Annotated in this window: 14 protein-coding genes; 12 read left to right on the top strand and 2 right to left on the bottom strand. The window is 38.1% G+C overall.

Going from position 1 to position 14,462, the window contains the following annotated elements:
* Positions 1-12 precede the first annotated feature (12 nt).
* Positions 13-549 (bottom strand): 3H domain-containing protein, encoded by a 537-nt coding sequence (locus AC25Y1_RS07200; protein WP_488147281.1) that lies wholly within the window; start codon positions 547-549, stop codon positions 13-15.
* Between the two features lie 24 nt (positions 550-573).
* Positions 574-1,860 carry a replication-associated recombination protein A gene (locus tag AC25Y1_RS07195; protein WP_488147280.1) on the bottom strand — a complete coding sequence of 429 codons (1,287 nt, stop codon included), beginning with the start codon at positions 1,858-1,860 and terminating at the stop codon, positions 574-576.
* A gap of 127 nt (positions 1,861-1,987) precedes the next feature.
* On the opposite strand from AC25Y1_RS07195, the gene cymR reads away from it, so the two are divergent.
* The 12 genes from cymR to udk all read left to right on the top strand — a co-directional run bounded on the left by cymR (position 1,988) and on the right by udk (position 14,454).
* The gene (gene cymR, locus AC25Y1_RS07190) at positions 1,988-2,407 is read left to right on the top strand and encodes a cysteine metabolism transcriptional regulator CymR (protein WP_488147279.1); all 420 of its coding nucleotides are present in this window, start codon (positions 1,988-1,990) and stop codon (positions 2,405-2,407) included.
* Between the two features lie 12 nt (positions 2,408-2,419).
* Positions 2,420-3,562 (top strand): cysteine desulfurase family protein, encoded by a 1,143-nt coding sequence (locus AC25Y1_RS07185; protein ID WP_488147278.1) that lies wholly within the window; start codon positions 2,420-2,422, stop codon positions 3,560-3,562.
* A 21-nt stretch (positions 3,563-3,583) separates the two neighbouring features.
* Complete coding sequence (mnmA, locus tag AC25Y1_RS07180) at positions 3,584-4,705, top strand: tRNA 2-thiouridine(34) synthase MnmA (RefSeq protein ID WP_488147277.1); 1,122 nt, start codon at positions 3,584-3,586, stop codon at positions 4,703-4,705.
* 13 nt (positions 4,706-4,718) lie between these two features.
* Complete coding sequence (locus tag AC25Y1_RS07175) at positions 4,719-5,378, top strand: tetratricopeptide repeat protein (protein ID WP_488147276.1); 660 nt, start codon at positions 4,719-4,721, stop codon at positions 5,376-5,378.
* 14 nt (positions 5,379-5,392) lie between these two features.
* Positions 5,393-7,843, top strand: coding sequence for an SF1B family DNA helicase RecD2 (recD2, locus tag AC25Y1_RS07170; protein WP_488147275.1), 2,451 nt, complete (start codon positions 5,393-5,395; stop codon positions 7,841-7,843).
* 309 nt (positions 7,844-8,152) lie between these two features.
* Positions 8,153-10,783 (top strand): alanine--tRNA ligase, encoded by a 2,631-nt coding sequence (gene alaS / locus AC25Y1_RS07165; RefSeq protein WP_488147274.1) that lies wholly within the window; start codon positions 8,153-8,155, stop codon positions 10,781-10,783.
* Positions 10,784-10,862: 79 nt separating this feature from the next.
* Complete coding sequence (locus tag AC25Y1_RS07160; protein WP_488147273.1) at positions 10,863-11,135, top strand: IreB family regulatory phosphoprotein; 273 nt, start codon at positions 10,863-10,865, stop codon at positions 11,133-11,135.
* Positions 11,132-11,554, top strand: a complete 423-nt coding sequence (gene ruvX / locus AC25Y1_RS07155; protein ID WP_488147272.1) for a Holliday junction resolvase RuvX — start codon at positions 11,132-11,134, stop codon at positions 11,552-11,554. The genes AC25Y1_RS07160 and ruvX overlap by 4 nt, the downstream gene beginning before the upstream one ends.
* Positions 11,555-11,565: 11 nt before the next feature.
* Entirely contained in the window at positions 11,566-11,868 is a 303-nt protein-coding gene (locus tag AC25Y1_RS07150) for a DUF1292 domain-containing protein (RefSeq protein WP_488147271.1), read from the top strand.
* A 97-nt stretch (positions 11,869-11,965) separates the two neighbouring features.
* Positions 11,966-13,099, top strand: coding sequence for an endolytic transglycosylase MltG (gene mltG / locus AC25Y1_RS07145; RefSeq protein WP_488147270.1), 1,134 nt, complete (start codon positions 11,966-11,968; stop codon positions 13,097-13,099).
* Between the two features lie 96 nt (positions 13,100-13,195).
* Positions 13,196-13,768, top strand: coding sequence for an O-methyltransferase (locus AC25Y1_RS07140; protein WP_488147269.1), 573 nt, complete (start codon positions 13,196-13,198; stop codon positions 13,766-13,768).
* 59 nt (positions 13,769-13,827) lie between these two features.
* Positions 13,828-14,454, top strand: a complete 627-nt coding sequence (udk, locus tag AC25Y1_RS07135) for a uridine kinase (RefSeq protein ID WP_488147268.1) — start codon at positions 13,828-13,830, stop codon at positions 14,452-14,454.
* Positions 14,455-14,462: the final 8 nt, after the last annotated feature.

Raw genomic sequence — 14,462 nt, 5'->3', positions numbered from 1 at the left:
AGCGGATATCCGTCAATCGACGAGAATGCCCGCTTTTTTTAATGCTTCTTCTGCCTGTTTGATTTCTTCATTGCTTGATGCAATGATTGTATGAAGATGAATACCGTCAGTTAACTCTAATAATAAGGATGCGTTTGTTTGCTTAATATTTTCTACAAATCTTTTTACTTCATTTCGATTTGAGACCATAATAGAAGCCGTTAAATCTCCGTAAAGGGGATGTTCTACCTTAACATCTTTCACGGTTATACCGTGGTCAACCAAAATATTTAGTTCCTCTTCTGTTTGCATTGATGAATGGTTGCAAGCGATAATCTTTTCAATCTTATTTTGCTCAGTGGCAGGACGCATATAGACATATCCACGACTAGTTGCAATAATGGGCTCACCTTTTACTTTTAATAGCGTAATATCTCCAGAAATCACTTGGCGACTCACTTTCGTTATTTCACCGAGTTCTCTCCCTGGTATTGGCTGACTTGCATCCATTAATAATTTCACTAATAAGTTTCGGCGCTCATTTCCTAAGATCTTTTCATTTGAAGTCATCATGATCATCTCCAATATAACGAATCATTTCTTTTTCCTAAATTCATTTAATCGATCATAGATTGCTGCTAACTTTACTTCTTCACCTGCCAATACTGGACGATAAAACACTGTACCTTGAACTTTGTCTGGTAAATATTGTTGGTTTACCCAACCGCCGAAAGTGCCGATAGGGGTATCATGCGGATATTTATAACCAACATGTCCTAGTTCAGCTGCTCCTTGATAATGTGTATCTCGTAAATGCAAAGGAATGTCGCCTGTATTACCAGTGTTAATTGCATTTACAGCTGCATCAAACGCATGATAAGCAGAATTTGATTTCGAAGCCAGACACATCTCAACGACAGCATTGGCAAGCGGAATTCTAGCTTCTGGCATTCCGAGTCTAATCGCGGCATCGGTTGCGGCAAGCACATGTGGTCCAACATCTGGAGCTGCTAAGCCAATATCTTCATAGGCCATGACAAGAAGCCGTCTAGAGACCGCGATGATATCACCAGTTTCTAATAAATGAGCCAAATAATAAATAGCAGCATCGACATCGCTACCGCGAACCGATTTTTGAAGGGCGGATAATAAGTTGTAAAAATGAGATCCTTTATTATCACCGAATAATCCGATTCTGCCTAATAGATTTTCAACTAGCCAATCTTCTACGATTGTTTCTCCTTCAATCTCATCACTGGCTATCACTGTAGATTCAAGAACATTTAACGCTTTACGTGCATCTCCGTTAACGCCTTCCGCAATCATGAGAATCTGTTCTTCTGAAATAACAATTTTTTTCTTACCAAGCCCTCGTACTTCATCCCCTAATGCACGATTAAGTAGAGCGATTAAATCTTTAGGTTCCAAGCGGGAAAGTTGTCGTATTTCTCCACATCGTGATCGTATGGCGGGATTGACGTCGTGGAAAGGATTTTCTGTCGTTGCACCTATTAAAACAATTGCACCACTTTCTACATGTGGAAGCAAGGTATCTTGTTGTAATTTATTGAACCTATGAATCTCATCTAAAAATAATAGTACTTTTCCGGTCATGCGTGCCTCGGCAACTACATGTTCTACATCTTTTTTGCCTGAAACTGTGGCGTTTAAGGCAATGAAAGGCAAATTACTTGTTCCTGCAATTGCATGTGCAAGGGAGGTTTTTCCAATTCCGGGTTCACCGTATAATAACATAGAAGGAACATGCCCTTTTTTTATTAATTGATAAAGTGCGGTTTTCTCCCCTATTATGGCTTCTTGCCCTGCGACTTCGTCTATTGTTTGTGGCCTCATTCGATAAGCTAATGGTTCGTTCTGCAAAAAAATCACTCCTCGTACAACCGTTCCTCTATTATACACATGAATTCAGATGAAATCATTTTAGGGAAGCTCATGAGCAATTATGTTATAATATTTTGAAGCAAGACGCAAAGGACGGGGTTATAAAATGAAGATTTCTACAAGAGGACGGTACGGGTTAACAATCGTTGTTGCCCTTGGCGTTAAATACGGTGATGGACCAATACCACTACGTCAAATCGCCGAAGAACAATCGCTTTCTGAAGCATACTTAGAACAACTGATTCCGCAATTACGTAATAATGGAATTGTAAAAAGTGTACGTGGAGCCTATGGGGGATATATGCTTTCAAAACCGCCTTCTGAAATCACTTCAGGAGATGTTATCAGAGTATTAGAAGGTCCAATTCAACCAGTAGAAGGTCTAGGTGATGAAGATCTACCCCAACAAGAATTATGGAAGCGAATTGCAGATGCAGTTCGTGAAGTGCTGGACACGACAACAATCGCCGACCTTATGGAATCCAATGACAAATCGACTATCGATAGTTATATGTTTTATATTTAAAGGAGATTTAAAATGACAACTATATATCTAGACCATGCTGCAACAACTCCGGTTCATCCAACGGTCACTCGAAAATATACAGAACTACTCAATTCATTATTTGGGAATCCCTCGAGTATTCATAGTTATGGCAGAGAAGCTAGAAAATGGCTAGACCAGGCAAGGAAGACGCTTGCCCAATCAATTAACGCTCAACCGAATGAGATTATTTTCACTTCGGGCGGAACCGAGGCAGATAATATTGCTATTTTCGGTACAGTTAATGCAATGAAAGAAAAAGGAAACCATATCATCACGACAAATAGTGAACATCATGCTGTGTTAAACACATGTAAACAACTTCTTTTAGAAGGTTATGAAGTGACTTTTTTGGAAGTTGATCAAAACGGCCAAATTAGTGTAGAACAAGTAGAACAAGCCCTCACAGAAGAAACCATTTTGGTTACAATCATGATGGGCAATAACGAGGTTGGTACGATTCAACCCATCCGTGAAATCGGTAAACTGTTACAAAATCATCAAGCAGTTTTTCATACAGATGCTGTTCAAGTCTACGGGATAATGCCTATTGATGTAGATGAACTTCAAGTTGATTTAATGTCTGTTTCATCACATAAGTTAAATGGACCAAAAGGGGTAGGTTTCCTTTACGAACGGACTGGAATGATGACGAAACCCCATTTATACGGGGGAGAGCAGGAACGAAAACGTCGAGCTGGTACTGAAAATGTGCCTGCGATTGTTGCTTTTTCAGATGCTGTGAAAATTGCTCATGAAACACTCAAAGAAAACACGAAGAAATATAATGAATTCGAGCATATTATGACAACAAAATTGGTTGAACAAAACGTAAAGTTTTCAGTGAATGCAGTAGAAGCTGAAAGATTGCCGCATATCATTAACATCAGTTTCCCGGGAACCGATATTGAATCATTGCTTGTTAATCTTGATATGGCAGGCGTCTGTGTTTCAAGTGGTTCAGCCTGTACGGCAGGCTCACTTGACCCCTCACATGTTTTAACGGCAATGTACGGAGAAGGCGCTCCAGAACTTCGAAATTCTGTCAGATTCAGTTTTGGACTCGGACTTGATGATGAACAAATAAAGACAGCGATACTAAAAACAGCTGACATCGTAAAAAGATTAGTAAAATGATAATTAAAGGATTGATAGATAATGACTATAAAAAAAGCACCTTCAGAAACACGTGTCGTTGTAGGTATGTCAGGTGGCGTAGATTCATCTGTAGCTGCCTTACTATTAAAAGAACAAGGCTATGACGTAATCGGCATTTTCATGAAAAACTGGGATGATACAGATGAGACAGGATTTTGTACTGCAACAGAAGATTATGAAGATGTAATTAGTGTTTGTAATGACATCGGAATACCATATTATGCAGTAAACTTTGAAAAACAATATTGGGACAAAGTCTTTACGTATTTTTTAGAAGAATACAAAGCAGGACGAACACCAAACCCAGACGTGATGTGCAATAAGGAAATTAAATTCAAAGCGTTTCTCGATCATGCAATGAGTTTAGGTGCGGATTATTTAGCAACTGGACACTATGCACAAGTTGTGGAAGTTGAGGGCGGTGTATCTATGCTGCGTGGGAAAGACACCAACAAAGATCAATCATACTTTTTAAATCAGTTAACACAAGAGATGCTCCAAAAAGTAATGTTCCCAATTGGTCATCTAGATAAAGATATTGTACGTGAAAAAGCGCTGGAGGCAGGCTTATCGACTGCGAAGAAAAAGGATTCTACTGGAATCTGTTTTATTGGAGAACGAAATTTTAAAGATTTTCTTGGAGAATACTTACCCGCTCAACCAGGTCATATGAAAACGATGACTGGTGAGACAATGGGTCAACATGATGGGCTTATGTACTATACAATTGGCCAACGCCACGGTTTAGGAATTGGCGGCGCGGGAGATCCCTGGTTCGTCATTGGTAAAGACTTGAAAGGAAATGTGTTATTAGTTGGACAAGGTTTCCATCATGATGCACTTTATTCTGATAGTCTAACTGCAATTGATATTAGTTTTTCAACTGCACGTGACATGCCGAAAAACTTTAGCTGTACGGCTAAATTTCGTTATCGCCAACCTGATACGAACGTAACTGTTGAATTATTAGATGACAATACAGCTCGCGTGACATTCGAACAACCAGTGCGTGCCATTACGCCTGGCCAAGCTGTTGTATTTTATGACGGGGAAGAATGTCTCGGAGGCGGAACGATCGATACGGTGATTAAAAATGGCGTTGAACTTGATTATGTTGGGTAAGGTGGAATCGACGATGAATTACAATGAAACTGGAATAGCAGCACTCCAAGAAGGTAAATATGAAATAGCTGTAGAATCATTTGTTAAAGCAATAGAAGAAGAACCAAAGCAAGCAATTGGTTATATTAATTTAGGAAATGTATTCGCATCAATTGGCGATCCTGAAAAGGCAGAACCATTTTTCCAACAAGCCATTACATTGGATGAAAATGCAGGAACTGCCTATTATGGGCTAGCCAACTTATATTTCAATCTTGAGCGATATGAAGAAGCACTGAAATTGTATGAAAAAGCCATTCAAAAAGGTGTCGATGAAGCAGACGCTTATTTTATGGTTGGTAAAAGTTTAGAAAGATTAGATCAACCTAAACTTGCATTACCCTATTTACAGCGTGCGACAGAGTTAAATCCGGAAGATTTAGAAGCTAGACTAGCTTACGGTATCCTTCTGGCAAATATGGAATTGTTTACGCAAGCTGAAGAACAATTTTTATTTGTCATTAAACACGAAGCAGAAAATGCTGATGCCCATTATAATTTGGGCTTCTTATATGCCGTATCAACTGACAGAAAAGATGATGCTTTGCACCATCTGAAAAATGCATTTACAATCAATCCAGAATATGAACAAGCTCGATATATTTACGATATGATTCAACTTGACCAAGGTTAAGGAGGCGAACAGCGATGGAAGGATTGACCGAAGAACTTTTTATACTCGGGAGACCTCTTGTAACGATATTTCATAATCCTGACAGTCTATTTACAATTGCAAAGCTGAAAATAAGTAAAACAAATTGTAACTATGAGGAAAAGGAGATAATCGTTAAAGGGAACTTTCCAGAGCTTTCTGCAGATGACGATTATAAATTTACAGGCAGACTGGTTAATCATCCAACATACGGTGCACAATTCGATGTGCACACATTTGCCAAAGAAATGCCAGGCACAGAGACAGGGCTTATCCACTACTTGTCAGGTGATTTGTTTCCTGGAATTGGGACGAAAACGGCCGAAGCGATTGTAACTACACTTGGAAAAGATGCCATTAAAAAAATATTAGATGATTCAACTGTTTTAGATGCTGTGCCAAGACTTTCTGACGAAAGAAAAGAGACATTAATCAGTGTTCTTGAACAAAATATGGGATTAGAGCGAACAATTATTCAATTGAATGAATGGGGATTTGGTCCTAAAATTGCGATGCGTATTTATCAAACTTATCGGGAAGATTCAATTTCGATACTTGAAGAGAATCCCTATCGATTAACAGAAGAAATCGAAGGTGTTGGATTTCAACGTGCGGATGAACTTGGAAAGAATTTAGGAATAACAGGGGATCACTCTTTTAGAATAAAAGCAGCAATTTTACATTCGATGAACGAAGGTATTCAATCAGAAGGGCATGTATATATGGAGGGGAAGATTGTCCTTCCACAAGTCAAATACTTGCTCGAATCAAGCCAGCCAATTGAAATTCCATTCAGCAGTATTTCGAGTTCTATAATCGAGTTAATTGAAGAAGGGAAATTGGTTGGAGAAAAACAAAGATTATATATTCCGTCTCTCTATTTTTCAGAAATTGGATTTGCTTCTAAAATCCGTTTATTGCTTGAAAATGAATTAGATAATCAATTTCCAGTTTCCGAAATTCGACGTGCTATAGGAGAAGTTGAGGAACGACTAAGTGTGAACTATGCGAAAACACAAGTCGCTGCAATTGAAACTGCCTTACATTCACCAGCAATGATTTTAACTGGAGGTCCTGGAACAGGTAAAACAACTGTCATTCGTGGTTTTGTCGAAGTTTATGCAGAACTTCACGGTTTATCACTGGATCCAAAAGAGTATGTGAAGAAAAAAGAACCCTTTCCGATTATTTTAGCAGCACCTACGGGAAGAGCAGCAAAGAGAATGTCTGAATCGACTGGACTGCCAGCCATGACCATTCACCGGTTATTAGGTTTTACAGGACAGGAAAAAGAGGAAGAAACAGAACGTGAAATTGAGGGTAGTCTAGTAATAATTGATGAAATGTCAATGGTGGACACCTGGTTAGCCCATCAATTAATGAAAGCATTGCCCAATACAGTTCAAGTGTTATTTGTGGGTGATCAAGATCAATTACCTTCAGTAGGACCTGGACAAGTGTTAAAAGATATGCTTGATTCAAAAGAAATCCCTGTCATAGAACTTACTGAAATCTATCGTCAAAGTGCAGGTTCTACAATTATTGAAATGGCCCATATGATTAAACGTTCAGAATGGACGGATGATATATTTGGAAAAACATCTGATCGATCTTTTATTAAAGCAAGTGGAAATCGTGTTTTGGAAGCAGTAGAACAAATTGTCGGAAATGCGATTTCGAAAGGTCATGAGATTAAAGATATTCAAATCCTTGCACCGATGTATAGAGGGCCAGCAGGTATCGATAGTATTAATAAAATGATTCAACAAATGGTTAACCCACCTGGGCCAAAGCGAAAAGAAGTAATTTTTGGAGACGTTGTCTATCGCATTAGCGATAAAGTCTTGCAACTCGTCAATCAACCGGAGAGCAATGTATTTAATGGGGATATGGGCGAAGTTATTGCGATTATAAAAGCCAACGAAACAATCGATAAAAAAGAATTGCTTGTTGTCTCATTCGACGGGATTGAGGTTACATATGAACGCAGTGATTTAAATCAAATCACATTATCATATTGTTGCTCCATTCATAAATCGCAAGGAAGTGAATTTCCAATTGTGATTATGCCAGTCGTAAGAAGCCATCGGAAAATGTTGAAACGAAATCTTTTATATACGGGAATCACACGTGCACAGAAGTTTCTTATCTTATGTGGTGAGCCTGAAGAGTTTAAGGCAGGCATATCGAGAACAGATGAATTGGCCAGACAGACTTCCCTGAAAGAGCGTTTAAGCGGAGAAGCTGATATTGATGAAGAGGACCAAGTCAAACAAGTAGCATTAGAGAATTCCACTGATAAAGATGAGTCGAAAAAAGATTTAGATAGTAACGCTGAACCGAAACAACAAATAGAATACAAATTAACTATGGAAACCTTTGTATCGATTGATCCGATGATTGGGATGAGCGGAATTTCTCCTTATCAATTTGAGGATGTCCATTGACATGGTTACTAAAGTTTTCTATACTGAATTCATTATAGTTAACACATTGACGGAGAAAGTACGCATGTTTAATTGTCCAGAAAGGAGCCCCACGGCTGAAAGGGTTCCCAATTCAATTTGCTGAAAGCTACTCCCGAGTGCAGCTTATCACTGCCGTCAGCCGCGTTAAGGCAACCAGAGATGCCTGATGCAATTGTAGCAGGTAATTAGGGTGGTACCGCGAGACTAACATCTTCGTCCCTTGTTTAGGGGCGGAGTTTTTTTGTGTCTTGGAATTTTTTAAGTAAATGAAAAATAGGAGGGCTTCAGATGAAAAAATTATCTTCTGCAGAAATTCGAAATCTCTTTTTAAAATTCTTTCAGGAAAACGGACATAGCATTGAGCCATCAGCTCCGCTTATCCCAATTGATGATGCATCATTATTGTGGATAAACAGCGGTGTAGCGACATTAAAAAAATACTTTGATGGACGTGTTATTCCAGAAAACCCACGAATTGTAAATGCTCAAAAATCAATTCGTACAAATGATATTGAAAACGTTGGAATTACTGCGCGTCACCATACTTTTTTTGAAATGTTGGGGAACTTTTCCATTGGTGATTATTTCAAAGAAGAAGCAATTCTACTTGCTTGGGAATTTTTAACTGATGAAAAATGGATTGGTTTTGACCCAGAACTTTTGTCAATTACAGTTCATCCTGAAGATGAAGAAGCTTATCAGATTTGGAAAGAGCAAGTAGGCATTCCAGTAGAACGTATTATTCGACTCGAAGGGAATTTCTGGGATATTGGAGAAGGGCCAAGTGGACCTAACTCAGAAATTTTCTATGACCGTGGACCAAGCTATGGGGATGACTTTTCAGATCCAGAGCTCTATCCGGGCGGGGAAAATGAACGCTATCTGGAAATTTGGAATCTTGTCTTTTCAGAGTTTAATCATAACCCAGATGATACGTACACACCGCTACCAACAAAAAACATTGATACAGGACTAGGCCTCGAAAGAATGGCTTCAATTATTCAAGGTGTTCCAACGAATTATGATACTGATTTGTTTATGCCAATCATAAAAACGGTTGAAGATTATTCTGGTGAAAAATATAGTATCAACAAAGAAAAAGATATCGCATTCAAAGTCATTGCAGATCATATTCGAACAGTATCTTTTTCGATTGGTGATGGTGCATTACCTTCAAATGAAGGAAGAGGTTATGTATTAAGAAGATTACTTCGAAGGGCAATTCGTTTTGCCATGAAACTAGGTATCAATGAACCATTTATGTATAATCTTGTACCAGTTACGGGCGAAATTATGAAAGACTATTACCCAGAAGTGGCTGGAAAACAAGAATTCATCATGAAAGTTATTAAAAATGAAGAAGTTCGATTCCATGAAACATTAACAGATGGAATGGCTATTCTTTCATCCGTTATTGAAAAAGCAAAATCAACGAACACGTTCATGGTTGGTGGAAAAGAAGCGTTCCAATTATATGATACATTCGGCTTTCCAATCGAATTAACAGAGGAGTTTGCGGAAGAAGCAGGCGTCAAAGTAGATCGTCAAGGATTTTCCGATGAAATGGAAAATCAAAGAAATCGTGCACGTGCAGCAAGACAAGAAACTGATTCTATGTCCGTCCAATCAGAAGTACTTGGCAAAATAAATGTTCCTAGTGAATTTATCGGATATGATACATTAGTTGTGGATACGCAAGTGAGCATCTTATTGCAAAATGGCAATCATGTAGACCGTGCATCAGAGGGTGAGGAAATCCAGTTTGTTTTAGAAAAGACGCCATTTTATGCTGAAAGCGGCGGTCAAATTGCTGATAAAGGAACCATTGCAAATGATGCTTTTATCGCAGATATAACTGAAGTTCATAAAGCACCAAATGGACAAAACCTTCATACCGCAACGATACGGTCTGGGGAGTTGTCGATTGGAACAACTGTTACGGCAAACGTTAAAGCTGAAAATAGAAGGCTAATCATTAAAAATCATACTGCAACACATCTTCTTCATAAAGCACTTAAAGAAGTGCTAGGTGATCATGTGGCACAAGCAGGATCGTATGTTGGTCCTGATCGACTCCGATTCGACTTTTCTCATTTTGGTCAAGTGACAAAAGAGGAACTCGAAGAGATAGAGCGAATTGTAAACGATAAGGTTTGGGAAGACCTTCCTGTCGATATCAAACAAAAACCAATCGCAGAAGCAAAAGAACAAGGTGCAATGGCACTTTTTGGAGAGAAGTATGGTGATATTGTTCGGGTAGTTTCGATCGCTGATTACTCAATTGAGCTCTGTGGCGGTTGTCATGTCAATTCAACTGGTGCTATTGGTTTATTTAAACTTGTATCAGAAAGCGGTATAGGGGCAGGGACACGTCGTATTGAAGCTTTGACAGGCCCGAAAGCTTATAAGGCTTTTAAAGATGAGGAGGGTATTCTGGAAGCGGCAGCAGAACTTGGAAAGACAAATCCGAAGAATTTAGTGAAGAAAATAGAAACACTACTCGGTGAAATCAAAAGTTTACAAGCTGAAAATGAATCACTTTCATCAAAATTAGCAAACAGTCAATTGACGGATGTAATGGAAACGGCACAACAAGTGGGTGAAGTCACAGTTATATCATCGCGTGTCGAAGTGAAAAATAATAACGCCTTGAGACAATTGATGGACGAGATGAAACAAAAAGTTTCGAAAGGTGTTATTGTATTAGGAACTGCAGTCGATGGAAAGGTCATGCTGGTTGCGGGTATTACAGCTGATTTAAATGGCGAATTCCATGCAGGTAAACTTGTCAATCATGTTGCCATGCAATGCGATGGCAAAGGCGGGGGCAGACCTGATATGGCGATGGCGGGAGCAAAAGATGTTACAAAACTTGATGATGCATTAAAATCGGTGTATGATTATGTGAAATCTGTTTAATTAATATCACTAATTGGGTATAATGGAACTCTGCATGATTCGGTATTTATTAGGCAAATTTGAAAGTGGGGTGTCAGTTATGAATTCATACGATAAAACGATGAAATTTAACTTTCCAGAAGAATCATTGGAACAAGAAGTAACACAAGTGATGCTTCATGTACACAAAGCACTTGACGAAAAAGGCTATAACCCGATTAACCAGATAGTCGGTTACTTATTGTCGGGTGACCCTGCTTATATTCCCCGACATGAGGATGCGCGAAACATGATTCGAAAACTTGAGCGAGATGAAATTATCGAAGAACTTGTGAAGTTTTACATTCGTGAAAACGGGGGTAAAATTGAGTGAGAGTGATGGGCTTAGATGTAGGGTCCAAAACAGTAGGCGTTGCAATCAGTGATGCGCTTGGATGGACCGCCCAAGGGATAGAAACAATTCCAATCAATGAAAAAGCAGGTCAGTTTGGGATTAAACGAATAAAGAAACTTATTGAAGAGTATCAAGTAAGTAGTTTTGTAGTAGGCTACCCTAAAAATATGAACAATACAATTGGTCCTAGAGGAGTAGCATCTGAAAAGTATGCTGAACTCCTTGAAAAGAAATTTGGATTACCTGTAACGTTATGGGACGAACGACTAACGACAATGGCTGCAGAACGCATGTTAATTGAGGCGGATGTCAGCAGAAAGAAAAGAAAAACAGTCATAGATAAAACAGCTGCTATTATGATCTTACAAGGTTTCTTAGATTTAAATAATAAAAAATGAGGTGATTTAAAATGGAACACGGACAAGAGACAATTACAATAGTAGACGAAAACGGTGATGAGCACGTTTGCGAAGTCATCCTAACATTTGAATCGAAGGATTACGGGAAATCTTATGTACTTTATCATATCCTTGGAAATGACGATACGGATGATTCTGAAGAAATTGAAATTCATGCATCATCATTTACACCAAAAGAAGATGGTGAAGAAGACGGCGAATTACTTCCGATTGAAGATGATGCCGAATGGGAAATGATTGAAGAAACATTAAATGCTTTTATTGCTGAAGAAGAGGAAGACGAAGAGGAGTAAGCCAATACTCAAGTAATGAGCGGGACGGTGAAAACCGTTCCGTATTTTTAAGGTTTAAATGTATGATTTGCATTTGAACGAAAGAGGTGAAAAACGCATGGATAAAGATTCGAAAACACAGTTAATGTTCGAGCGAATGCGTGAAAAAAAGAAAGAAGTAAAAGTGGTCAGACGAATCGTTCTCGTCATCGTTTTAGTCATTCTTATAATAGGGTTTTTCGTTGGAAATTCAGTTTATAAATATGTAATGAGCGGTTTGCAACCTCTCGACCCAGAATCTGAAGAAGTTATCACAGTTGAAATTCCGATTGGTTCTGGACTAAATTTAATTTCGTCTACACTTGAAAGTGAAGGTGTTATTAAAGATGCAAGATTGTTTAAGTATTATGCTAAGTTTAATAACGAATCACAGTTTCAAGCAGGTACATATGATTTAACAAAAGCTATGACACATGATGAGCTGATTGAAAGTTTGAAAACTGGAAAAGTTTATCATGAACCTGTATTTACGATGACAATTCCTGAGGGGTTATCACTTAAAGAAATTGGCGTGATTGTTGAAAAACGAACTGGAATTACAGAAGAAGATTTTAATTCTTATATTAATAATGAAGAAACAATCGATGGATATATAGCAGAGTACCCAGGTATTATTACCGAAGAAATCAAAAATGAAAACGTCAAATTTGCTTTGGAAGGTTATTTGTTTCCAGCAACTTTTCCGTTTTACGAAGAAAATCCAAGTATTGAAACGATTGTCGATGTCATGATTGATGCAACAGTTTCGAATGTAACGCCTTATTTAGCGTATTTGGAAGAACTAGAGAAATCGGTTCATTGGCTATTAACTTTTTCTTCGCTTTTAGAAAAAGAAGCTACTCAAAAGTCTGATCGTGCAACGATTGCGAGTGTGTTTTATAATCGTCTCCAGCCGAAAGCGAATCGAGAAGAAATGCCTTTGCAAACTGATCCAACAGTTGCCTATGCGCACGGTGAGCATTTAAGTGTTACTTCTTATGCGGATTTAGAAATCGATGATCCTTATAACACTTATAAATACAGGGGATTACCACCTGGACCAATAGCAAATGCAGGCGTGTCTTCTATTGAAGCCGTAATTGATCCTGAAAAAACGGATTACTTATATTTCCTTGCAGATAAAGATGGTGAAAATCATTTTGCGAAAAGTTACGAGGAGCATCTCGAAAATCGCGCAAAATATATTGACTAAAATCTGATTTGTACTGAACAGGAGTGAAAGAAGATCATTACGTACGATTCATATATTACCGGTCTTCTAAAAGAGAAGGATTCTTTTATCGTTGAAATGGAAGCTTATGCCAAGCAGCACCATGTGCCAATCATGGATAGCGGTGCAATTGAAACTTTACTTGGTTTATTATCAATACAAAAACCAAAGCACATTCTTGAAATTGGAAGCGCAATTGGGTATTCTGCAATTCGGATGGCTAAAGCCTTGCCCGAAACAAAGATAACAACAATCGAAAGAGATCCCGAACGTTTTTTAAAAGCAATAGACAATATTTCGGCATCTGGATTGGAAAATCAAATTCAAATCATTGAAGCTGATGCCTTATTAATGGACAATGAACAACTAATCGGTAAATCATACGATGCCCTTTTTATCGATGCAGCAAAAGGTCAATATAAACATTTCTTTGAAAAATATGCTCCATTTGTTTCGTCCGGAGGGGTTATTTATTGCGATAACATGTTCCTGCATGGTATGGTTTTGCGGGAAGATAAAGAACTGCCGAGACGAAAACGAACAATGGTCCGTAATTTGAAAGAATTTACACGATGGGTTCTGAATCATTCGGAATTTGAAACATCGCTTCTCCCATTAGGCGACGGTCTATTGATAGCCATTAAAAAATAACAAGTTTTCAACAAACCTTTCATTTTCGAAAGATTTTTACGAGTAAAGGGAGTAAGTACATGAAATCCACTAAACCACTTGTTATCGGAATCGCTGGTGGTTCTGGTTCTGGAAAGACAAGCGTTACAAACTCGATTTATGATGTTTTTAAAGAACATTCAGTAGTTGTAATTGGCCAAGATTATTATTATAAAGATCAATCACATCTTGAGTTTGAAGAACGACTTAAAACGAACTATGATCATCCATTAGCATTCGATACAGACTTACTTATTGCACATTTAAAACAGCTTCTGATGCGTCAAAGCATTGAAAAGCCTGTTTATGATTATACAAATCATACAAGATCCGATCAGTCGGTGATGATAGAACCAAAAGACGTCATTATTGTCGAAGGTATATTAGTTTTGGAAGAAATTGAACTCAGAAATTTGATGGACATTAAGTTGTATGTTGATACAGATGCTGACCTGCGTATTATAAGAAGAATTACGCGTGATATTAATGAGCGTGGACGTACAGTTGATTCTGTTGTCGATCAGTATTTGTCTGTTGTTCGTCCGATGCATAATCAATTCATAGAACCAACGAAAAAATATGCAGATATTATTGTGCCAGAAGGTGGACACAACAAAGTTGCAATTGACCTAATGGTTACAAAGATAAAAACAATTCTTGAAAATTAATCCAATCT

Source organism: Sporosarcina sp. Y1009 (assembly GCF_057669865.1).
The sequence above is the reverse complement of the archived record's forward strand: the minus strand, read 5'-3'. Positions and strand labels throughout refer to the sequence as shown.